Origin of the sequence: Limnohabitans sp. DM1, from assembly GCF_001269385.1 — a bacterium.
GTDB lineage: Bacteria > Pseudomonadota > Gammaproteobacteria > Burkholderiales > Burkholderiaceae_C > Limnohabitans_A.
On record NZ_CXOO01000010.1, the window covers coordinates 318,536 to 339,590 of the forward strand.

At 61.5% G+C, this 21,055-nt stretch carries 21 protein-coding genes and 1 tRNA gene; 3 read left to right on the top strand and 19 right to left on the bottom strand.

Annotation, left to right across the window (positions count from 1 at the left end; genetic code table 11):
* The first annotated feature begins 5 nt into the window (after positions 1-5).
* Positions 6-191 (top strand): hypothetical protein, encoded by a 186-nt coding sequence (locus AMM33_RS21720; RefSeq protein WP_194945189.1) that lies wholly within the window; start codon positions 6-8, stop codon positions 189-191.
* A 449-nt stretch (positions 192-640) separates the two neighbouring features.
* Here AMM33_RS21720 and AMM33_RS02725 read toward each other — a convergent pair.
* A tRNA-Met gene (locus AMM33_RS02725) sits at positions 641-717 on the bottom strand.
* 227 nt (positions 718-944) lie between these two features.
* Between AMM33_RS02725 and AMM33_RS02730 the strand changes: the two genes are divergently transcribed.
* Positions 945-1,649, top strand: a complete 705-nt coding sequence (locus AMM33_RS02730) for a 2-keto-4-pentenoate hydratase (RefSeq protein WP_228767909.1) — start codon at positions 945-947, stop codon at positions 1,647-1,649.
* A gap of 292 nt (positions 1,650-1,941) precedes the next feature.
* Complete coding sequence (locus AMM33_RS02735) at positions 1,942-2,640, top strand: glutathione S-transferase family protein (protein ID WP_090138506.1); 699 nt, start codon at positions 1,942-1,944, stop codon at positions 2,638-2,640.
* 104 nt (positions 2,641-2,744) lie between these two features.
* Here the strand turns inward: AMM33_RS02735 and AMM33_RS02740 are convergent, their stop codons facing one another.
* The 18 genes from AMM33_RS02740 to coaD all read right to left on the bottom strand — a co-directional run bounded on the left by AMM33_RS02740 (position 2,745) and on the right by coaD (position 21,027).
* On the bottom strand, positions 2,745-3,995 hold the full coding sequence (locus AMM33_RS02740; RefSeq protein WP_090138508.1) for a flavin-dependent oxidoreductase: 1,251 nt from the start codon (positions 3,993-3,995) through the stop codon (positions 2,745-2,747).
* A gap of 23 nt (positions 3,996-4,018) precedes the next feature.
* Positions 4,019-5,008, bottom strand: coding sequence for a Bug family tripartite tricarboxylate transporter substrate binding protein (locus AMM33_RS02745; protein ID WP_090138509.1), 990 nt, complete (start codon positions 5,006-5,008; stop codon positions 4,019-4,021).
* Between the two features lie 15 nt (positions 5,009-5,023).
* Positions 5,024-5,515, bottom strand: coding sequence for a GNAT family N-acetyltransferase (locus AMM33_RS02750; RefSeq protein WP_090138511.1), 492 nt, complete (start codon positions 5,513-5,515; stop codon positions 5,024-5,026).
* Complete coding sequence (locus tag AMM33_RS02755; RefSeq protein WP_090138513.1) at positions 5,512-6,393, bottom strand: isocitrate lyase/PEP mutase family protein; 882 nt, start codon at positions 6,391-6,393, stop codon at positions 5,512-5,514. The genes AMM33_RS02750 and AMM33_RS02755 overlap by 4 nt, the downstream gene beginning before the upstream one ends.
* Positions 6,390-7,790, bottom strand: a complete 1,401-nt coding sequence (locus tag AMM33_RS02760) for an FAD-dependent oxidoreductase (RefSeq protein ID WP_090138515.1) — start codon at positions 7,788-7,790, stop codon at positions 6,390-6,392. Before AMM33_RS02760 ends, AMM33_RS02755 begins: the two co-directional genes overlap by 4 nt.
* A 4-nt stretch (positions 7,791-7,794) precedes the next feature.
* The gene (locus AMM33_RS02765; RefSeq protein WP_090138516.1) at positions 7,795-8,397 is read right to left on the bottom strand and encodes a cysteine hydrolase family protein; all 603 of its coding nucleotides are present in this window, start codon (positions 8,395-8,397) and stop codon (positions 7,795-7,797) included.
* A complete protein-coding gene (locus tag AMM33_RS02770; RefSeq protein ID WP_090138551.1) occupies positions 8,394-10,466 on the bottom strand; it encodes a hydantoinase/oxoprolinase family protein in 2,073 nt (690 codons plus the stop codon). The genes AMM33_RS02765 and AMM33_RS02770 overlap by 4 nt, the downstream gene beginning before the upstream one ends.
* Positions 10,463-12,115 carry a hydantoinase B/oxoprolinase family protein gene (locus AMM33_RS02775; RefSeq protein ID WP_194945190.1) on the bottom strand — a complete coding sequence of 551 codons (1,653 nt, stop codon included), beginning with the start codon at positions 12,113-12,115 and terminating at the stop codon, positions 10,463-10,465. The genes AMM33_RS02770 and AMM33_RS02775 overlap by 4 nt, the downstream gene beginning before the upstream one ends.
* Positions 12,116-12,144: 29 nt before the next feature.
* Positions 12,145-12,648: a LeuD/DmdB family oxidoreductase small subunit gene (locus AMM33_RS02780; RefSeq protein ID WP_090138553.1), complete on the bottom strand. Its 504-nt coding sequence runs from the start codon at positions 12,646-12,648 to the stop codon at positions 12,145-12,147.
* On the bottom strand, positions 12,645-13,925 hold the full coding sequence (locus tag AMM33_RS02785; protein ID WP_090138554.1) for a 3-isopropylmalate dehydratase large subunit: 1,281 nt from the start codon (positions 13,923-13,925) through the stop codon (positions 12,645-12,647). The genes AMM33_RS02780 and AMM33_RS02785 overlap by 4 nt, the downstream gene beginning before the upstream one ends.
* On the bottom strand, positions 13,922-14,914 hold the full coding sequence (locus AMM33_RS02790) for a tripartite tricarboxylate transporter substrate binding protein (RefSeq protein WP_090138556.1): 993 nt from the start codon (positions 14,912-14,914) through the stop codon (positions 13,922-13,924). Before AMM33_RS02790 ends, AMM33_RS02785 begins: the two co-directional genes overlap by 4 nt.
* A 100-nt stretch (positions 14,915-15,014) precedes the next feature.
* Entirely contained in the window at positions 15,015-15,725 is a 711-nt protein-coding gene (locus AMM33_RS02795; protein WP_090138557.1) for an ABC transporter ATP-binding protein, read from the bottom strand.
* Complete coding sequence (locus tag AMM33_RS02800; protein WP_369802390.1) at positions 15,722-16,498, bottom strand: ABC transporter ATP-binding protein; 777 nt, start codon at positions 16,496-16,498, stop codon at positions 15,722-15,724. Before AMM33_RS02800 ends, AMM33_RS02795 begins: the two co-directional genes overlap by 4 nt.
* Complete coding sequence (locus AMM33_RS02805; protein ID WP_090138561.1) at positions 16,495-17,472, bottom strand: branched-chain amino acid ABC transporter permease; 978 nt, start codon at positions 17,470-17,472, stop codon at positions 16,495-16,497. Before AMM33_RS02805 ends, AMM33_RS02800 begins: the two co-directional genes overlap by 4 nt.
* Complete coding sequence (locus AMM33_RS02810) at positions 17,469-18,341, bottom strand: branched-chain amino acid ABC transporter permease (RefSeq protein WP_053170744.1); 873 nt, start codon at positions 18,339-18,341, stop codon at positions 17,469-17,471. The genes AMM33_RS02805 and AMM33_RS02810 overlap by 4 nt, the downstream gene beginning before the upstream one ends.
* Positions 18,342-18,365: 24 nt before the next feature.
* Entirely contained in the window at positions 18,366-19,568 is a 1,203-nt protein-coding gene (locus AMM33_RS02815) for an ABC transporter substrate-binding protein (protein WP_090138563.1), read from the bottom strand.
* A gap of 21 nt (positions 19,569-19,589) precedes the next feature.
* On the bottom strand, positions 19,590-20,393 hold the full coding sequence (locus AMM33_RS02820; RefSeq protein WP_194945202.1) for a GntR family transcriptional regulator: 804 nt from the start codon (positions 20,391-20,393) through the stop codon (positions 19,590-19,592).
* Positions 20,394-20,532: 139 nt separating this feature from the next.
* Entirely contained in the window at positions 20,533-21,027 is a 495-nt protein-coding gene (gene coaD / locus AMM33_RS02825; protein WP_090138565.1) for a pantetheine-phosphate adenylyltransferase, read from the bottom strand.
* Between the last annotated feature and the right edge of the window lie 28 nt (positions 21,028-21,055).

Here is a 21,055-nt window from a genome sequence, read left to right on the forward strand (position 1 = left end):
GAGGCTTGCGAAGCCCTTCTCTGCGCGTCGTGCGCGAGGACCTCAAAATCAAATGGTTCAGCAACACGATCAACAACAAAGTCTTGGCGCATGCGCGCTTGATGGATGGCAAGCTACTGCTGCTGCCTACCGAGGTGCTGGAGCGCTACAAATCTCTGACCAACATTGAGCAAGGGTTTCGGTTGCTTTAGTTTGAGATCGAGATCGGCCCGTTGTTTCACAACTTGCCTAAGAGGATCCCGGCGCATGCAGCGATTTGTTTTATGACACTCCCGATTATTTACCGAATAGTGCGCGCCAAACTGATTGAGGGACAAACCAAGCTGTTGCCCAACCCCAGAAGGTGCTGGACAAATTGCGGCGCATTCAGCATCAGAAGATCAGTTTGAACAAAACACAGCCCGGCACGTGCCTGTCGACCATCACTCAAGAGCACAAAGCCATCTTGGTCACACTGAACATCAAAAACCCAAACGCAACCCCAAAATGCGCCTGTTGTAGCGGAGCGTTTGCAACGCACCCCTATACAAATCAATAAATTACGTCGTTAACTGTCGAACTCGGGTAGTAGATAGAACAGCGATTTCCCAATGAAAAAGGCCGTTCACTGGATGTCAGTGAACGGCCTTGGATCGTGTTCTGGTGGTGATAGGTGGATTTGAACCACCGACATCAGCATTATGAATGCTGCGCTCTAACCAACTGAGCTATATCACCTTTAAACCAACTTCATGGCAAACTGTCATGAAGTGGATGACGCGTGTCATCAAGCCCATTATTCTACACATAAATTTGACGAAAAAAGCCCTCCTTGGCGCAAGAAAACCCAGATGACCTCAAAAAAATCAAAGGATGAGACCTTCGCAACACAGGCTGCCCAAGTGATTTGGGAACTGTGGCGATCGGGCCAGACACGCCAAGCCCTGCCTGAAACCTGCAAACCCTTGACCGCGATACAAGGCTACCAGGCGCAAGCCCAGTTGCCCATGGTGTCTGGCCGTGCTGTGGTGGGCTGGAAGATTGCAGCCACCAGCAGCAATGGCCAAGCCCACATCAACGTGAGCAGTCCTCTGGCTGGGCGCTTGTTGTCGGGCCAAGTGTTTGAAAGCGGGGACAACGTGCCATCCAAGGGCAACCGCATGCGGGTAGCCGAGCCTGAATTTGCCTTCACCATGGGGCAAGACCTGGCACCGCAAACGACCCCTTACAGTTGGGAGCAAGTGATGGCCGCCGTGGCCTCGCTGCACCCAGCCATCGAAGTGCCGGACTCGCGGCTTGATCCTTTTACCCAGGCGGGAGAAGCCCAATTGCTGGCAGACAATGCCTGCGCATGCCATTTCGTCCTCGGCTCACCCGCACCCGAGGGGTGGCAAAACAGCGACTTGAGCCAGCATGAAGTGCAAGCCCGAGTTCTGCAAGGTGAACATATTCGATACAGCCGCACAGGATCAGGCGCTTGGGTCTTGGGTGACCCGCGCACCGCCTTGACTTGGCTGGCAAACCAGCTGTCGAGTCTGGGCATCACCTTGCACAAGGGGCATGTGGTGACCACAGGCACCTGCATGGTCCCGCTGGAGTTGCAGCCCGGTGACAGTGCTTGGGCCGATTTTGGAAATCTGGGACAAGTCAGCATGCATTTTTCGATCTGATGTCATGGGGCTGATCCACCTTTGTGGAGATGGTTTGAAAACATCCCGCATCGATCAACGATGCATACATCGTTAACCCTTATGGCGAACGCATTTACTGGCAATAAGCACAATTTCCGGTCCCGGTCAGCCCAAAGGCATGAGGGACCGAAGCGACAAAACACAGACCACTGAGTCACCCACAAGACTGGCCCCTCCCCCGTTCTGAGCCTGGCCTGAGTGACACTCGCAGTTGGCTTGGCCCTAGGCCTGAAAACCTTGACCTTCACGCTCTTTTTGATGGAGTCCTCTCATGCTGAAATTCTTCTTCAACGCAGCCCCCAACCCCATGAAGATCGCCCTGCTGCTCGAAGAGCTGGGCCTGCCTTTTGAAGCCGTGCCCGTGGACACGCGCAAGGGCGAACAATTTGCGCCTGACTTTTTGGCCATCAATCCCAACGCCAAAGTGCCCGCCATCACCGATGGCGACGTGACTGTGTTCGACAGCAACGCCATCTTGTTATACCTGGCCGACCGCGAGCAACAATTCATGCCCGGCATCGCACAGGCCCAGGAGCGCGGCGCGGCCCTGTCCTGGCTGCTCTTCATCGCCAGCGGCATCGGACCGTTTTCTGGTCAGTCGGTGCACTTTCGCCATGCTGCACCCGAGCCCAAAGACTATGCCTTGAACCGCTACGACTTTGAAGCGCACCGCCACTGGAACGTGCTGGAAAAGCATTTGTCGCACAACACCTACATGCTGGGCGAGCACTACAGCGTCGTCGACATGGCCCTTTGGGGCTGGGCCCGCATGCTGCCTTATGTGCTGGGCACCGGGGACGCCACCTGGACGCAATACCCCCACATCAAACGCCTGCTCGACCTGGTCAACGCCCGTCCAGCGGCCCAGCGTGCCGAGGCCTTCAAAGCGAAATACACCTTCAAAACGGAGATGGACGCGGATGCCAAAAAGTTCATATTTCCGCAAAACGAGCGGCTGAACAAGGCCTGAGCCCAAAGCTCAGCCCAGGCGTGGTGCCAGCGATGTCAACCATCGCCCACAGGGGTGGGCCTTCGTTGGGACCGCATCGCCCGAGGGGCTTGCGTTCATGACTTCTATTTCATCGTCTGAAGCGAAAAGCCCGCGATTTTTTTGTAGTCCTCTGAAATTTGCCGCAACTCGGCCTGACTGATCACGTCGTCAATGTGGCGAAACGGTTTGCCTTGTGTCAACTCGTCCACCTTGATGTTGATGAAGTCCGGCGGCGTGCTGCGGTTGGTCAAGACCACCTGGGTGGTCACTGGCCTGCGCACGGCTTCGTAACGATGCAGGGCCTGCACACAATCACCGCCGAGCGTGACCTGGGCCAATTCGTCGGCCAAGGTGCGTGCATCCACCAGCGCTTGCGCCGAACCATTGGAGCCACGCGGGTACATGGGGTGGGCCGCATCGCCCAGCAAGGTAACGCGACCAAACGTCCATTGCGGAACGGGGTCCTTGTCCACCATCGGGTATTCCAAAATCGAATCGGCCTTGGCGATCAACTCGGGCACATTGAGCCAATCAAACGTCCAGTCCTTGAACAGGGGCAAGACATCTTCGAGTCGACCCTGGCGGTTCCAGTCGTTGGGGCTTTCGTTTTGCAAGCCAATCTCGGCCACCCAGTTGATCAACTGGGTGCCTTGCCCGTCGATGTTGTCAGCAATCGGGTAAATCACCATCTTGCCGGTGTCGATCGAGCCCACCCGCATATAGCTTTTGCCCGTCAGGATCGGCTTGTGCCGCGTGACGCCGCGCCAGGTGTTGATGCCATTGAATGCCACTTTCTCATTCGGGTAGAACACCCGGCGCACCGCCGAGTTGACGCCATCTGCAGCCACCACCACGCCACGGCGCACCGCTGGCAAGGTTTGACCCTGCGCATCGGTGAACAAAAGCGTCACACCCGTTTCGTCCTGATGCAGGCTGGCAAAACGGTGCCCCGTGTGCACCCGCTCAGAACCCAAGCGTTGCACCGCCGCATCCCACAAAATCTTGTGCAGCTTGCCCCGGTGAATGCCCACCTCAGGCAGTGCATAACCGGCATGGCGACCTCGCAGTTCGCTGTAAATGAACTGGCCATAGCGGTTGTAGAACACACTTTCGTAGTTTTCAATGCCTGCGGCCTCTACCGATTCGGCCAAACCCAATGCGGCCAACTCGCGCATGGCGTGAGGCAACACGGTGATACCCACCCCGATCTCGTTGATTTGGGGGACAGCCTCGAACACATCACACACCACACCGCGGCGGTGCAAGTGCAGCGCCAAAGCCAAGCCACCAATGCCACCGCCCACGATGGCGATGTCTGCTGTTCTTTGTGTCATATGCACCCTTGAATCCAAGCCCTTCAATCGGCTGAAATTTGTTTGGAACGAATCACATGGCCCCAGCGCGGGTAGTCTTTGGCCACCAAGGCGCCCAACTCGGCCGGGGTGGAGGTGCTGGCATCCATACCCGCTCGGGCCAGCAGTTCCTTGACGTCGTTTTGGCGGATGATGGCCGAAATTTCGGTGTTCAAGCGGGTCACCACCGCAGACGGTGTTTTGCTGGGCGCATAAAACGCGTACCAAAGGTCCACGTCAATGCGCTGGATGCCGACTTCGGCAAAGGTCGGTACGTCGGCTGCCACAGGGTGACGTTTTTGGCTGCCCACCGCCAGCGCCACCAAGCGACCGCTTTTGACAAACCCGGCGGCCACATGCACTGGCAAAAATCCAGCCTGAACTTCACCCGCCAACAAATCTTGTGTGTAACCCGCCGTGCCTCGATAAGGTACATGCAGCATGAAGGTATCGGTCTCGAGTTTGAACAACTCCATGGCCATGTGATGGGGGGTGCCCACACCGGGCGAACCAAAATTCAAACGGCCCGGCTGGGCCTTGGCCATGCGCACCAAGTCACTGGCGGACTTCACACCGGTTTTGGGATGGGCCACCAGCATCAAGGTGCCGTAGGCCGTCATGCCAATGGGTGCAAAGTCGGTGACCGGGTTGTAGCTGCTCTTGGCGCTCATTTGCGTGGCCATCAGCATGGTGTTGGCCGTGATCAACAGGGTGTGGCCATCAGGGATCGATTTGGCCACCGCATCCGAGCCAATGTTGCCGCTGGCACCCGCTTGGTTTTGCACCACCACCGGTTGACCCAGGCGCTCACTCAGGCGCGGTGCCACGGCACGGGCGATCGTGTCCATGCCGGTGCCCGGCGTGAAGGGCACGATGATTTTGATGGGCTGGGTGGGGTAAGGCGCTGCGGTCTGGGCTTGCGCAGCGCCCATGAGCACAAAAGCCATCAAACCAGCCAACCATGTTCGACCATGGCGAAATGAAGGGAATGTCATCGAAGTCTCCTGTCGTTAAATGTTCAGGTCCAGCGCCCAATACTGCCCCACCAGATCGTGTCCAAACGAATGGTGCTTTTCTTCAGACAACAACACAAAACCGGCAGTTTGGTAGATGCGGCGTGCCGCATGCAGGATGTCGTTGGTCCACAAAGTCAGTTTTTGGTAGCCCCGTGCTTTGGCAAAAGCGATGCATTCGTGCGTCAGGCGTCGACCCAGACCCGTGCCGCGCATCTCGGGCTCCACATAGAGCAAACGCAGCTTGGCTTCCGTGTCCGAGACCTTGACCACAAACACCGAACCCACCACCCGGCCTTCGCACTCGGCAATCCAGGCATTTTCTTTTTCAGGATCCAGATTCTTGACGAACTGCGCGGCGATCTCGGCCACCAAGGCCTCGAAAGTGCCGTCCCAGCCGTATTCCTGCGCGTACAAAATGCCCTGTCGATGGGCCACCCAACCGATGTCACCGACTTGCAGACCCCGCAGAACAAAGGGCTGCGTCATGTCTTTTCGCGGCCTTCATAACGCTGCCCCAGCGCCAGCAGCTGCGGGGTTTCGATGACCGCATTCAGGCCATCAAAATCCAGCATCTGGTCTTGCCAGGGCCGCGTGGTCTGGTGCGTGTGCAAGCTCGAGTAATAGCCTTGCAGCGTGTGCAGCACCGCCCGCGCCGTGCCACCCGGAAAGATCACGATCTTGAAACCCCGCTCACCCAACTCGGCCGCGCTTTGCACTGGCGTTTTGCCACCCTCGACCATGTTGGCCAGCAGTGGCACACGCTTGGCAAACTGGGCGCAGGCGCGGTTCATTTGTTCATCGGACCTGAGCGCCTCGATGAAGATCGCATCCACCCCGCATTCAAGGTAACGCTCGGCCCGCTCCAGCGCGGCGTCGAGGCCTTCCACGGCCACAGCGTCGGTGCGCGCCAAAATCAAGGTGTTTTTGTCATGGCGGGCGTCCAATGCGGCGCGCAGCTTGCCCTGCATCTCGGCCACGGGCACCACACCTTTGCCGTCCAGGTGGCCGCAGCGTTTGGGGAAGGTCTGATCCTCGATCTGGATCATCGCGGCCCCGGCGCGTTCAAAATCACGCACGGTGCGCTGGGTGTTGAGCGCATTGCCAAAGCCGGTGTCGGCGTCCACGATGACCGGAATATTCACCCGGTCGGTGATGTGCGCCAAGGTCTGTGCCACTTCGGTGGCGGTGGTCAGGCCAATGTCGGAGCGTCCCAGGCGCGTGTAGGCGATCGATGCGCCCGACAGGTACACGGCTTCAAAGCCGGCTTGCTGGGCCACCAACGCGGTGAGTGCGTCGTACACACCGGGGGCGAGCAAGGCCTGGCCTTGTTGCAGGCGCTGGGCCAAAGTGGTGTGCTGACTCATGGCGTGTCCTTCAAAAGTTGTTGTGCTGTATGCGCTGCCATGTGGCCGCCCGCAATGGCGCTGAGCAAACCGTTGCCCGACAAATAGCCCCACACCGCCTGCCCCGACACGCCCCGCGCTGCGCCGCCTGCGGCCAGCACATTGGGCAAAGGGGTGCCGTCTTCGCGCAACACGCGGGCTTGCGCGTCGATGTCCAAACCGCCTTGGGTGTGGAACAAAGCGCCCGTGACTTTGATGGCGTGAAACGGGGCTTGCAGTTTGCGTTTGAAGTCACGGCCTGTGGACTGGTCGGTGCCGGGTTGCACGGCGTTCAAAGTGGCTTGCAAGGCTTCGGGTGGGCAACCGATCAATTGAGCCAGTGCGGCCACATCGGCGGCGTGTTGCACCGCGCCCGCGCCTTGCGCCGCCACAAAATCCGGAAAGTCTTGCGCAAAGGCCAGCAGCGCATCGTCGAACACATTCCAGGCCACACCACCGGGCTGAGCCAGCACATGCACCGCTGCCTCCGAGTAGCCCTGGGTTTCGTCGTGAAAACGCTGGCCTTGGGCGTTGATCTGCACGCCGCCTTCCATCATCAGCGCCCACGAAATCAAAGCGCCTTGTGGCACGGCCCAGGAGCCGTGGCCTTGGTACGCGCCCAAGTCGGCCAATCGCGCACCCAGTTGTTGGCCCCAGGCGATCGCACTGCCGTCGTTGCCCACATGGCCCGCATAAGTGGCCTCGGCCATCTCGGGCAGCATCTCTTTCACCATGGCAGCAGCCCCACCAAAACCGTTGCAAGCCAAGATCACCGCATCGCAGCGGATGCGCTCGGTCTGCCCGTCGGGCCGCACAAAACCCACACCGTGGATGCGCTGCGCGTCGTCGGCCCACAGCTCGGTGACTTGCGCCTGGGTGAGCACCACCACGCCGGCGGCATCGGCAGCCGCTTGCAGGCGACTCATCAGACCGGCACCGGTTTTTTCGGGCACGGCATGCATGCGGTGGGCGCTGTGGCCGGGATACAAAAAGTTGTCCAGCACCTGCCAGGGCAGGCCGTGGTGCGTGGCCAGAGCGTCCATGGCGGGGCCGATGTTTTGGGCATAGGCCTGCACCAGGTGCGGTGCGGCTTGGCCGTGGGCCTTGGCCTGAATGTCAGCAGCAAACTGCGCCACGCTGTCACTGATGCCTTGCGCTTGTTGCGCTTGCGTGCAGGGGGCCGGGATGAAGCCCGAGGACAAAGCGGTGGAGCCTGCTGCAAAGGCATCACGCTCCAGCACCACACAATCCACACCCAAGCGGTGCAGGGCCAGCGCAGCCGTGAGGCCACAAGCGCCTGCACCCACGATCACCACCGGCGTGTGGTCCTCGGCTTGCAAATCAGCAGCCAGGCGAACTTGCGGCAGCGGCGCGTTCATGGCTTCAGCCCAGTTGCTTCAAAAAAGTGGCGCTGTCCATGACATCACCCACCGAGCCCATGTCGGCCAGCGCGGCCTGGTGCGCGGCTTCGCTGAAGGCGGCGCAACCGTCGGACAACACAATGGCGTGGTAGTCACGCACATGCGCATCACGCACTGTGCTGGCCACGCCACCGTTGGTGACAATGCCGCACACCACCAGGGTGTCGATGCCCGATTTTTTGAGCACCCAGTCAAGTTGCGTGTTAAAGAAGGCCGAATACGCGACCTTGAACACCGACACATCGACCAGTGGCGCGAGCAGGTCCACATTGGCCTGGCCCCGACTGCCCGGCGCAAAGTCACCCTTGCGCAAAAACGGGCGGCGCTCTTTGAGGTGCGCCGAGATCATGGGCTCGCCCTGCGCATCGGGCCACAGGGTAAACAAGCTGGCTGTCACCAAACCGCCGTGGGCCTTGATGGCACGCGCCACCGGGGCCATGCGCTCGGGCAGCTTCACCGCCTCGGCGCTCAAGGTATTGCCGCGGGCATAAGCGCCGTCTGGCGCCAGAAAGTCGTTTTGCAGGTCCACGATGACCATGCCCAATTTCGCGTTCTTCAAGTTCATGCTGTGCGCTCCACCAACAAGTTGCCCAATTTGTCCACCCGGCCCTCAAAGCCCGGCTCCAACCACACCGTGGTGTCGGGCTGCTCCAAAATCGCCGGGCCTTGCACCACGGTGCCCACGGGCAGGCTCAGGCGCTCGTAGCGCTGCGCAGTCCACCACTGGCCCTGGTGGTAGACCTGCTGCTCGCCCACCGGGTCGGTGCGGCCTTCGCCTTGCGGCGCCAGCACCGCCAGGTCAAACTTGGGCCGCCGCCCGATGCGCGCATAACGCAGGTTCATCACCCGGATCACCGGGCCTTGCAGCACGCGGCCAAAGGCGTGCTGGTAAGCCGCTTCAAACGCGGCCAGCAAACCCGCCGCATTCAATTGTTCGCGCTTCACCGGCACCTGCAGCGTGTGGGTCTGGCCCATGTAGAGCATGTCAAAGCTGATGACCTCGTCCACCCTCACAAAATTCACACCGGCAGAATCCAAGCGCACCTGGCAGGCTTCGGCCAAGCCATCCACGCGTTCCAGCAAAGCCGGCCAAGCCACATCGGCCAAAGCCACGTTCAAGGTCTGCACCGCGTCGTGGCGCATGTCGGCCATCACGCAGCCCAGCGCCGAAGTCACGCCCGGGTAACGCGGCACGATGCCGGTGGTCACGCCCACCTCACGCATCATGGCGCACACATGCAAGCCGCCACCACCGCCAAAGGGCATGTAGGCAAACTGGCGCGGATCGTGCCCGCGCTCAATGGACACCACGCGGATCGCACCCGCCATGCGGGCATTGGCCACCGTCAAAATCGCTTCGGCCGCCGCCAGCGCCGTCAAGCCCAAAGGCTCGGCCACATGCTGAGCAATCGCTGTTTCAGACAAGCCCGAATCGAGCTTTTGCAACAAACCGCCACCCAAAGGCCGGTCGGCCGCGATGCGGCCCAAAAGCACATTGGCGTCGGTCACCGTGGGTCGGGTGTTGCCGCGCCCATAACAAGCCGGGCCGGGAATGCTGCCGGCCGACTCGGGGCCCACTTGCAGCATGCCGCCCGCATCGACCGAAGCGATCGAGCCGCCACCGGCACCGATGGTCTCGATCTGGATCATGGGCGAGCGCACCACCAAGCCAAACTCGATCGAGGTTTGCGCGGCCAATGCCGCTTCGCCACCGGCCACCAAAGACACGTCAAACGAGGTGCCGCCGATGTCGCCGGTGATCACGTTTTCAAAGCCCGAAGCGCGGGCAATTTCGGCGCAGGCCATCACGCCTGCCGCAGGCCCGGACAAGGCGGTTCGCACCGGCACATCACAAGCGGTCTGGCGCGACATCACGCCGCCATTGCTTTGCACGATCAAGAGTTCACCGCCAAAGCCCTGGGCGCGCAAGTCACCATCGAGGCGCTGCAAATAGCTGCCCACCACGGGCTGCAAAGCAGCATTCAGGGTGGCGGTGGAGCAGCGCTCAAACTCACGGATCTCCGGCAGCACTTCGCTGGCCGCTGTCACATAGCTGTTGGGCCAGATCTCGCGCACGGCGGCCACGGCGGCTTGTTCGTTACCGGGGTTCGCATAGGCGTGCACAAAAAACACACACACCGCCTCACAGCCTTCGGCCAGCAGGGCGAGAGCCTGTTCGCGCACTTGGTCCAGATTCACGGGGGTGTGCAACTGGCCATCGGCCAGCACGCGCTCGTCCACTTCCAGACGCCAGGCGCGTGGCACCACCGGGGTGTAGCTGCCGCGCAGGCCCCAGGTTTGTGGGCGGTCGCGGCGGCGCATCTCCAACACGTCGCGGAACCCGCGTGTGGTGATGATGCCGGTGCGGGCGATCTTGCGCTCCAACAAGGCGTTGGTGCCCACCGTCGTGCCGTGCACGATGGTGGCAATGTCTTTGGCGCCATCGGCCCCGGTGTTGCCGGTCACTTTGGCGATGCCGTTCATGAAGCCCCGGGCTTCTTCACCCCGGGTCGACGGCACCTTGACAATGCGGGCCTGGCCGGTTTTTTCGTCCAGCACAAACAGGTCGGTAAAGGTCCCACCCACGTCCACACCCACCACCCAATGCGGCTGATTCACTGCTGCCTCGCTCATGCTTGTTCCTTGGTATACCCGAGTGCACTGTCTTTCGCACGGTCTTGTGCCGAGCGCTCAGCGGGCGATCCCCAACCGCCGCCGCCAGGGGTTTGCAGGCGCACGCGGTCGCCTTTTTTCAGATGGATGCCGAGCATCTTGGACACCATGGGCGGCGTCTTCCACTCGCCGTTTTGGCAGTACTCGAACACGTTGGGCAGCGCAGGCTGGCCGCCGTAGATGCCTTTGGGGGCCGACTTGCCGCGCTCGCCAAAGATGAAGGCCTCGGCGCTGTCTTCGAGCAATTCAATCTCGTAAATCGCGCCCAGACCGCCCCGGTGCTGGCCATCGCCGCCCGAGCCGGGGCGCAAAGCCCATTGCGTGAAGCGCACCGGGTAGGCCGCTTCCAGAATCTCCATGGGCGGGATGGTGGCGGTCGAGATCGGTGCGTTGCCGTGCGACAAACCATCGCCATCGGAATGGCCACCGTGCCCGCCGCCAAAGAAGCTGAACATCACCCAGCGCTGGCCTTTGCGTTTGTCGTCGGTGCGGTGCCCGGCAATCGACAAGGCATTGATGGTGCCGTAGGCATGGGCCACCGCCCGCTGCGGGTCGGCCAGGGCCGTGGCGCTGAAGATCACGTCAATCATGCGCAAAATGGTTTCGGTATAGCCGCCCACAGGGCGCGGACGCGAGGCACTGATGACCAGCCCGTCGGGGATCACAAAGTCCACCGCGTCCAGCACACCCGCGTTGGCGGGCACATCGGGGAACACATGCTTCAAAGCCACATAACAAGCAGCGACTGCCGTGGCGCGTGAGATGTTCACCGGCCCGGCGCATTGCGCCGAGGTGCGAGAAAAGTCCAGCGTCAGCCGGTCACCAGCCACCGTCATGTCGAGCGCGATGGTCAGCAACTCGTCTTTCACGCCGTCGTTGTCCAGCACGTCTTCAAAGCTGTAACGGCCATCGGGCAGGCTGCCAATGTGTGAGCGCATCAGGCGCACAGCGCGGGTGCGCAGCTCCACCAGCGCCTGCGCCACTTTGGCGTCGCCGTATTCATCGAGCAGGCCATCCAGGCGGCGTGCGCCCAATTCGAGCGCGGCCAGCTGGCCGTTCAGGTCGCCCCACAGGCTGTCGGGCAAGCGGGTGTTGGCGCGCAAAATGGCCAGCACATCGTCGTCCAGCACACCAGCTCGTAAGATGCGCACCGGCGGAATCTGCACCGCTTCTTGCCAGCACTCGGTCGCCGCCGGGTTGTAGTTGCCGGGCACTGCGCCGCCCACGTCGTGCCAGTGCGCGGCCGATGCCAAAAAGCAATACAGCTGCCCATTGCGAAAGCAGGGCTTGACCAGCTTGAAGTCGTTGGCGTGTGTGCCGCCCTCGTACGGGTCGTTGAACAGCCACACATCGCCCGGTTGCATGCCGCCGCGCTCGGCCGCCACACGCATGGCCGCCCGCACGGCAAAAGCCATGGCGCCCACAAACACAGGCAAGCCCGACTTGCCCTGGATCAGGGTGTCGCCGGTGAGGGCGTCGTACAAGCCGTGGCAGGCATCGTGCGCCTCGGCAATGATGGGGTTGAAAGCGCTGCGGTACAGCGTCGCGTCCATCTCGTCGGCGATTTGCTCCAAACGGCCGCGCAGCACGGCCAAGGTGACGGGATCCATCACAGGTTCGATTACACGTTCAGTCGGTTTCATGCAGGCTTTCGTTGTTTGAGCAGAGGCAGCAAGCCCCCTGCATCGACCATGTCCATCAAAAATTCAGGAATCGGGGCGCAGGCCAGGCGCTGGCCGTTCGCGCGAATCACCAGCGGGGTGTCGCCCTCAAACGTCACGCCCACACGCTCGCCCTCTTCGATTTGGTCGGCTTCTGGGCAGGTCAAGAGCAGCAGGCCCAGATTGAAGGCATTGCGGAAATACAGACCGCTGTAAGACGGTGCAATGACCGCCGCCAGGCCCAGGTGCCGCAGCACACCGGCCGCCTGTTCGCGCGATGACCCGATGCCAAAGTTGACCCCGGCCACAATCACATCGCCCTCGTGCACACCGGATGCGAAGTCCGTGCGCACCGCTTCCAGGCAATGCCAGCCGATCACTTCCAGGCCGTGTTTCATGTAAGCGCCCGGCGCCAGGGCATCGGTGTCCACATCGGCACCGAGCCGCCACACCCGCGCGTTGTCAAACGAACGCTTCGTCATGCCAGCACCTCGCGTGCATCGCTGATGCGCCCGCGCAAAGCCGAGGCAGCCACGGTGTAGGGCGAGGCCAAATACACGTTCACGCTGGCGGGGCCCATGCGGCCTTTGAAATTGCGGGCGGTGGTCGAAATCACGGTGGAGCCTTCGGGGAAAGTCGCGCCGTAGCCCGCACACGCGCCGCAGCTGTTGGGCAGCACCGTGGCCCCAGCGTCCAGCAAGATTTGCATCACACCTTCTTGTGTGGCCTGCGCTTGTTCGCGGGCGCTGGCAGGAGCCACCATGAGCTGCACACCGGCAGCCACGCGCTGGCCCTTGAGCACCGAAGCGGCGGCCCGAAGGTCTTCCAGTTTGGCGCCGGTGCAGGCGCCTATGTAGGCAATGTTCGGCAACACATCGGCAAACGCGCCCACATCGCGCGTGTTGGCCGGGCTGTGCGGCGCGGCCACCTGCGGGCTGAGGGTGTTGGCGTCAAAGTCTTGTTGCTCGTACTCGGCGTCTTCGTCGGTGAACCATTGCTCGGCCCCGGCCAGATGCTCAGGTGCCACGCCAATGCCGCGCAGGTACTGCAAGGTGGTCTCATCAGCCGCGATCAAGCCGGCTTGCGCCCCCATCTCGGCGCTCATGTTGGACAGCGTCATGCGCTCGGCCATGGACAGCGCCTGCACCGCAGGCCCGGCAAACTCCACCGCCTGGTATTGCCCACCGTTCATGCCAAAGCGCCCGACCATGTGCAGCATCATGTCTTTGGCCGACACACCGCGCTGCAAGCGGCCCGACCAGTGCATGCGCAAGGTGCGCGGCACCTGCACCCAAATCTGGCCCGTCACGCACACGCCCAGCATCTCGGTCGCGCCAATGCCGAACATGTAGCAACCAAAAGCACCGCCCGTGGGCGAATGCGAGTCGCCGCCCACGCAAAACATGCCGGGCTTCAAGTGCCCCCGCTCGGGCAGCACCACATGGCAAATGCCCTCGCTGTCGATCACATGCGGCAGCTTCCATTGTTTGGCCGTGTCGCGTGCGATCTGCACAATCTGCTGCGCGTCCGCGTCTTGTGCGGGCACGTAGTGGTCCAGCACCAGCACGACTTTGTTTTTGTCCCAAATCTCGGCCCCCAGCTCGTCGAGCATGGGCTTCAAGCGGCGCGGGCCGGACGAGTCGTGGAACATGGCCAGGTCGACCTTGCAGGTGACCACCTCACCCACGGCCACATGGCTGCGGCCAGCGGCACGGGCGATCAGCTTTTGAGCCAGGGTTTGCGAAACAGCAGCGCTCATTCTGGTTTCGCTCCTGCGTACTGCACCACCTTGCGCCAGCGCACGATCTCGCTGTCGACAAAACGGGCAAATTCTTCCGGACTGTTGCCCACCGCCGTGGCCCCTTCGCTTTCGATGCGGCGCTTGACATCGGGCGACAACACCGCAGCGCGGGCCGCATCGGCCAGGCGCTTGCTCAGTTCAGGGCTCATGCGCCCCGGGCCAAACAAACCAAACCAGGCGCTCGACTCGTAACGGGCCAAGCTCTCGCCAATGGCGGGCACGTCGGGAAATGCGGGCAAGCGCTTGGCGCTGGTCACGCCCAGGGCCTTGAGCTTGCCCGCCTTGATGTGCGCCTGCACATTGCCAATGGCGGCAAACATCAAATCGACTTGTCCGGCCAGCACGTCCTGCACCGCAGGGGCCGTGCCCCGGTAGGGAATGTTGACGATGTACACGCCCGACTGCATCTTGAAGGCGTCACCGGCCATGTGCAGGGACGATCCCAGTGCGCCAATCGCAAAGTTAAGTTGTCCGGGCTTGGTCTTGGCCAGCGTGACCAACTCCTTGACGTTGTTGGCTGGCACTTTGGGGTGGGCCACCAGGATCGACGGCGAAGTCGACACCATGGTCAGCGGCGTGAAATCTTTGACAGGATCAAAAGGCAGGCTGGGGTAGAGCGAGGCGTTGATGGCGTGGCTGGTAAAACTCATCAGCAGCGTGTTGCCATCGGGCGCGGCCTTGGCCACCGCATCCGCCGCCAGGTTGCCGCCCGCGCCGGGTTTGTTTTCGACCACCACCGTGCGGCCCAGTTGCGTGCCCAGCACCGTGGCCAGCGTGCGGGCCATGGTGTCGGTGGTGCCGCCTGCGGGCGCACCCACCAAAATTTTGATGGGCGGCTGCGTTTGGGCCTGAGCCCAGCCGCTGGCGACCGCACTGGCCAAGGCTGCGCTCACAATCAGGGCACGGCGCGAGGTCGTGGCGCGGTGCGAGAGGTTTGTGGGTGTCATCTGGCTGTCCTCCGTGTCAAAAATTCAATCGGGTCTGTGCAAATCACTGACCTGCGCATTTGGCCCCCGTTGCACATGGGCCAGCTCTGCCTCACAGGTTTCACATGCCCAAATAGGCTTGCCTGAGCGTGTCACTGGCCAACAACTCGGCAGGTGTGCCAGAAAAACGGATCTGGCCGTTTTCCATCACATAAGCGCGGTCCGCGATGTCGAGCGACTGGCCCACGTTTTGTTCCACCAACAAGATCGCCAAGCCGCTGCTGCGTAGCTGCGAGATCAGGCCAAACAACTCTTCCACCAACAAAGGTGACAAACCCAGCGAGGGCTCGTCCAGAATCAGCAAGCGAGGCTCGGCCATCAGGCCCCGGCCAATGGCCAGCATCTGCTGCTCGCCACCGCTCAAAGTGCCCGCCAATTGCGCCACGCGCTCTTTCAGTCGCGGAAAAGTCTCATAGACCTTGTCCAGGTTTTGCTGCTTCCGCTCCCGCCCCCGGGTGAAGGCGCCCAGCTCCAGGTTCTCGTGCACGCTCAGGTTGGGGAAGACCTTGCGGCCTTCGGGCACCTGGATCAAGCCATGCTGGACCACCTGGCGCGAATGCAGGCCCGTGATGTCCTGTCCGTCAAACCCCACTTGACCCCCACGCGTGGCCACCAGGCCGCTGAGCGTGAGGTTGAGCGTGGTCTTGCCCGCACCGTTGCTGCCGAGCAGCGCCACCAGCTCGCCGGGCATGACCTGCAGGTCCACACCCCGCAAGACCTCGACCACGCCGTAGCCGGATTTGAGGCCCTTCACATTCAACAAAGCGCTCATGCCTGAACCTCCTGCGCTGCTTTGGCTTGGGCTGCGTTCTTTTGCAAGCGCTCGGCCGTGCCGTGGCCCAGATAAGCCTCGACCACGGCTTTGTTGTTCGTCACTTCGGCGGGCGTGCCCTGCGCGATCAGCTGTCCCTGCGCCAGCACCCACACCTCTTGCGCCAGGCTCATCACCGCTTGCATGACGTGTTCGATCATCAGCACCGTCACGCCGCTCTGGGCAATGCCTTGCACCACGGGGATCATCTCGGCAATTTCTTGCGGGTTCAGGCCTGCCAGCACCTCGTCCAGCAGCAGCAAGCGCGGACGCGTGGCCAATGCGCGGGCCAGCTCCAGGCGCTTGCGCCCCGCCACCGTGAGGTCGCTGGCCAGCTTGTCCAGCTGCGGGCTCAGGCCCACTTGGCTTGCCACCGATTCGGCAAATTCCAGCGCTTGGGCGCGGCGCGGTAAATGCAGGTGCGCCCCCACCGCGATGTTTTCACGCACGGTTTGCGCGGCAAAAGGCTGCACGATCTGGAAGGTGCGCGTCAGGCCCATGCGGGCGTTCAGGTGCGGCGGCTGACCAGTGATGTCCTGGCCTGCAAACACCACACGGCCCGTATCCGGTGTCAAAAAGCCCGACATGAGCGCGAACAAGGTCGTCTTGCCCGCGCCGTTGGGGCCAATCAAGGCGCTCAAACGGCCTTCGGTCACCGACAGGCTCACGTTTTGCACGGCTTTCAAGCCGCCAAAGGACTTGCCCACGCCCTCGATCTGCAGCAGCGTGCTCATGATTTGTCTCCATCAGACTTTTGGCCACGCAACCACTGCAGCGGCGTGATGGTGCCCAGCCCCGCAATGCCGCGCGGCAAGAACATCACAATCACGATCAGCACCACGCCATAAATGACCATGTTGATGCCGGGCAACTGCCCGAACAAATTGCGTGTCAGGTCGGCCAAAATGTGCAAGCTGACCGCACCCAAAAGCGGCCCCCACAGCGTGCCCATGCCGCCCACGATCGCGCCCACCAAGGCCTCGACCGAGGTGTGCGCCCCAAAGGCAATGCCCGGGTCAATGTACTGGAACACCTGCACATAAAACGCGCCGCCTGCGCCCATCAGGCCGCCCGACAACACGGTGGCGATCAGCTTGACACTGAAGGGGTTCACGCCAATGGCGCGGGCCGCGTCTTCGTTGTCACGCACCGCCTGCAAGTAGGCGCCAAAGCGCGAGTGGCGCAGCCAAGCGGTGATGCACAGCGCCAGCGTGACCAGGCCCAGCATCAGCCAGATGAAACCGGCACGGCTGCCAAACTGCATGTTGGCCGCCGACTCCTTGAGCGGCAGCATCAGGCCCACGCCCGCCCCAGTGAAGGGCACCGAGGTGGCCAAAATGCGGAACACCTCGGCAAAAGCCAGCGTGACCAGCGCAAAGTAAGAGCCCTTGAGGCCATAACGGAACGAGGCCGCGCCCACAAAGGCCCCCACACCCGCCGCAAACACCATGGCCAGTGGCAATGCCACCCAGGGGCTCAGGCCCCACTGCATTTGTGCGATGGCCTGCACATAAGCGCCCGTGCCAAAAAACAGCGCATGGCCAAAAGAAAACTGACCACCAAAACCGCCCAGCACGTTCCACGCTTGCGAGAGCAGGCAGGCGTACAAAGAGGTCATGACAAAGTTGAGCATCACGCCCGAATCGGTGAACAAGGGCACCGCCCCCACCAGCACCACAAACAGTGCGATGTTGCGAAAGTCTTTCATGCTTTCGCTCCAAAAAAGCCCTGCGGCCGCAGCAACAGCACCGCAATGAAAATCACAAAAATACCCACCTGGCCCAGCGACTCACCCAGCAGCAAACCGCCCAGCGACTCCACCACACCAATCAGCAAACCGCCCAATAAGGCTCCGGCAAAACTGCCCATGCCGCCCAGCACCACGATGGTGAAGGCCACCAGCACAAAACCGTTACCCACTTGCGGGTTCACGTAATAAGCCGGCATCAAAAAGCAGGCCGCTGCGCCCAGACTGGCCAGGCCCAAACCAAAACACATGGCGTACACATGGTCCACATCGATGCCCATCAAACGTGCGCCTTGTTTCTCTTTGGAGACGGCGCGAATGGCGCGGCCCAAGTCGGTTTTTTGCACGATGAGCAACAAAACAGCCGACACGACCAAAGCCCCGGCAAAGGACACCAGCTTGGGCAGCGCGATGAAGGCGGGCCCGATCTCAACCGTGGTCAAGGTGTAGGCCGTTTCAATGGTGCGGGTGTCGGACTTGAAGAACAAAAGCGCCAAATTTTCGAGCACGATGGAGATGCCCAGCGTGACGAGCAGGATGTTTTCATCCTTGCCGTGGCTGGCGCGGTTGATGACCCCGCGCTGCAGCGCATAGCCCAGCACAAACATGGCGGGCACCATGATGGGCAGGGCCATGTAGGGATCGACCCCGAAGTGTTGCTTCAGCATGTACACGCCATACAGCGCCACCATCAAGGACGCACCATGCGCGAAATTGATGATGTGCAGCACGCCATAAATCAGCGTGAGGCCCAGCGCGATCAGCGCGTACACGGCACCGGTGGTGATGCCGTTGAGCACCGAAGGAAACAGGATGTTGAAGTCCAGCATCGGGGTCTTTCAGGTCAGCGCAGCTCAGCCCTTGAGCGGGAAAATCGGCTCAATCTCGCGGTAGTCGCGCGGCACGATCACCTTGATGTCGCCCTTTTGCACCTGGGTCATCAAAGGCTGTGCGCCCATGTTTTGACCGTTGACAAAATTGGTCGCGCCGTAGGGCATGATGTGATTGGCGAACTTGCTGGACGCCAGCGCGTCGATGATGGCGGCGCGGTCAGGCGACTTGGCGCGCTCGATCGCATCGGCCAGCAGCATCATGGCGGTGTAGGTCATGAACACTTCGTAGCTGAAGAACTGGCCTTGTGCCTCCACGCGCTTGCGCAACTCGGCCGAACGCTTGTCCTTGGGGTTGAACCAATGGTTGCAGTCGATGATGCCGTTGGCCGCATCTGGGAATTCCTTGACGAACTTGTAGCTCGACGCCGCACCGCCCAGCACCGAGTAAATGGCCTTGGGCGTGATCTTTTGCTGCTGCAGTGTGCGCACCAGCAGGGCGTATTCGTTGTAGTAGTTGGCCGGGATCAGGATGTCGGGGTTGACCTGCTTGATGCGCAGCGCAATGTTGTTGAAGTCACGCGTGGGGTTGGCGTGCTTGATGATTTCTTTCACCTCATAGCCGTAGCCAGGCAGCTCTTTGGCCAGCAAGTTGGCCGTGCCTGTGCCGAACAGCGACTCTTCGTGCACGATCATCACGGTGCGAGCGGGCTTGCCTGCAGCGGTGTTCAAAACGTGCAGGCTGGACACGGCCACTTCGGCGCACTTCTTGTAGCCAGGGCCAAAGCGGAAGGTGTTTTTCAGGCCGCGCTCGACGATCTGGTCGGCCACACCAACGTCCACCACATGGGGCAGGTTGTATTTGGCTGCGGCTTGCGTCGTGGCCAGGCAAATGGCGGATGCAAAGGCACCGACCACGGCGCTCACACCCGCTTCGTTCATCTTCTCGATCTCGGCCGTGCCCGCTTGGGGGCTGGACTGCGCATCGCCCAGCATGGCTTCGATCTTGGCGCCGCCCAGCGACTTGATGCCGCCAGCCTTGTTGATGTCTTCAATCGCCATCAAGGCGCCCATGCGGCACTGCTGGCCCGAATAAGCCAAGGCACCGGTGACGGGGTGAAGAACACCGACTTTGATGGGCTTGGGCTGAGCCCCGCCCACCAATGGAAACGCGAGCGCCGAGGCCGCAGCAGCGGACTGGCCCATGAAAGTGCGACGTGAGGTCATGAGAACATCCTTTAAGGTAGGTCAATGAAAGTTGGCGGACAGCTCTTGGCTTACCCACACCTTGGCATCGATGCTGCCAACGCGGGATAACTGCATCTGGTATTCGTACCGGTCCGGTCGGTACAAGCCATGCAGCCATTGGACGGGACGGTCGTCCTCGTCATAAATCAAACGCCGCACCGCCAGCAAGGCCGATCCGACGGACACATCCAGGTGCTGGGCCATGCCCACATCGGCCAGACGGGCCGAGATGGTTTGCTCAGCCCGGCCCACCTTGACGCCCGACTCTTCGAGCAGCACCAAAATGGGTTTTTGCGCCAGCTCACGCTTGCCAAAGCCAGCCGAAATCGCATCGGGCACCCAGGTGGTGATGTGCGACAGGGGGCCTTCGGGCGTGCTGCGCACGCGCTCGGCTTTTTGCACCGCAGCGCCTGCCTGCAGTTGCAGCGCCGCTGCCACATCCACAGGTGCACGCATGCGCTCCACCGACAACACCTTGACTTTGGTTCGCAAACCCATGGTGACCAGGTTCTCCAGCAAACCTGTCAGTCGCGCTTGATGGCCAGTAGCCATGGTGGAGGCCTGCATCTGCACTTCGTTGGCCCGTGCGTGTACAGGTCGTGTGCCACGTCCAGGCTCCCGGCTGATCAGGCCCTCTTGGGCCAATTGCGACAAGGCCCGCCGCACCGTGACACGGGCCACACCAAACTGCCCCATCAAGGCAATCTCGCCAGGCAGCCCGGCATCAAAACGCCCTTCACGCAATTGTTCGCGCAGCACCAAGTAGATCTGGTGGTATTTGGGCAAAGGCAAGGCTGCGTTCATGCCTTGCATGGTCGATCAGTCCTAATGTTCTGTCAATAGGACAAGCAGGTCCCATGCATGAGACATTTGACTAGGATTTACCCTGAATTCGGACCGTCCGAAAATCACGCCACAGGGCCTGCGAGGCCCATTCAGGCAGTCAGGCCTTGAGTGAGACTTTGGCCCGCAAAGCTTGCCCCACAGGCGACGACACCAGACCCGAAACATCACCGCCCAATTTGGCGATTTCGCGCACCAAGGTGCTGCTGATGTGCTGCACGTTCGCGCTGGTGTGCAGGAAAACGGTGTCCAGCTGCGGGGCCAGGTGCCGGTTCATGCCGGACATCTGGGTTTCGTAGTCGTAGTCGGTCACCGAGCGCAGGCCACGCACAATGACCTGAGCGTTTTGCGCGCTCACAAAGTTGACGATCAGGCCATCAAAAGGCAGCGCGCTCACATTGGGGCAATCGGCCAGGGCAGCCTGCGCCAACGCCAACCGTTCGTCCAGGGTGAACATCGTGTTTTTGTGATGGGCTTTGGCCACAGCGATGATGACCCGGTCAAACATCTGGGCTGCGCGGCGGATGGCGTCTTCATGCCCCAGGGTAATGGGGTCAAAAGTACCGGAATACACAGCGGTCACAGATCGGTTCATGGGCGTGTCCTTGGACGAATGGCAGGGC

Coding starts and splice junctions, on each gene's coding strand:
- AMM33_RS02740 (WP_090138508.1), bottom strand. CDS start 3,995: ATGACACAAAGAACAGCAGACATCGCCATCGTGGGCGGTGGCATTGGT.
- AMM33_RS02815 (WP_090138563.1), bottom strand. CDS start 19,568: ATGACCTCACGTCGCACTTTCATGGGCCAGTCCGCTGCTGCGGCCTCG.
- AMM33_RS02800 (WP_369802390.1), bottom strand. CDS start 16,498: ATGAGCACGCTGCTGCAGATCGAGGGCGTGGGCAAGTCCTTTGGCGGC.
- AMM33_RS02760 (WP_090138515.1), bottom strand. CDS start 7,790: ATGAACGCGCCGCTGCCGCAAGTTCGCCTGGCTGCTGATTTGCAAGCC.
- AMM33_RS02770 (WP_090138551.1), bottom strand. CDS start 10,466: ATGAGCGAGGCAGCAGTGAATCAGCCGCATTGGGTGGTGGGTGTGGAC.
- AMM33_RS02765 (WP_090138516.1), bottom strand. CDS start 8,397: ATGAACTTGAAGAACGCGAAATTGGGCATGGTCATCGTGGACCTGCAA.
- AMM33_RS02790 (WP_090138556.1), bottom strand. CDS start 14,914: ATGACACCCACAAACCTCTCGCACCGCGCCACGACCTCGCGCCGTGCC.
- AMM33_RS02785 (WP_090138554.1), bottom strand. CDS start 13,925: ATGAGCGCTGCTGTTTCGCAAACCCTGGCTCAAAAGCTGATCGCCCGT.
- AMM33_RS02735 (WP_090138506.1), top strand. CDS start 1,942: ATGCTGAAATTCTTCTTCAACGCAGCCCCCAACCCCATGAAGATCGCC.
- AMM33_RS02795 (WP_090138557.1), bottom strand. CDS start 15,725: ATGAGCGCTTTGTTGAATGTGAAGGGCCTCAAATCCGGCTACGGCGTG.
- AMM33_RS02755 (WP_090138513.1), bottom strand. CDS start 6,393: ATGAGTCAGCACACCACTTTGGCCCAGCGCCTGCAACAAGGCCAGGCC.
- AMM33_RS02750 (WP_090138511.1), bottom strand. CDS start 5,515: ATGACGCAGCCCTTTGTTCTGCGGGGTCTGCAAGTCGGTGACATCGGT.
- AMM33_RS02775 (WP_194945190.1), bottom strand. CDS start 12,115: ATGGATCCCGTCACCTTGGCCGTGCTGCGCGGCCGTTTGGAGCAAATC.
- AMM33_RS02810 (WP_053170744.1), bottom strand. CDS start 18,341: ATGCTGGACTTCAACATCCTGTTTCCTTCGGTGCTCAACGGCATCACC.
- AMM33_RS02805 (WP_090138561.1), bottom strand. CDS start 17,472: ATGAAAGACTTTCGCAACATCGCACTGTTTGTGGTGCTGGTGGGGGCG.
- AMM33_RS02780 (WP_090138553.1), bottom strand. CDS start 12,648: ATGACGAAGCGTTCGTTTGACAACGCGCGGGTGTGGCGGCTCGGTGCC.
- AMM33_RS02745 (WP_090138509.1), bottom strand. CDS start 5,008: ATGACATTCCCTTCATTTCGCCATGGTCGAACATGGTTGGCTGGTTTG.
- coaD (WP_090138565.1), bottom strand. CDS start 21,027: ATGAACCGATCTGTGACCGCTGTGTATTCCGGTACTTTTGACCCCATT.
- AMM33_RS02820 (WP_194945202.1), bottom strand. CDS start 20,393: ATGAACGCAGCCTTGCCTTTGCCCAAATACCACCAGATCTACTTGGTG.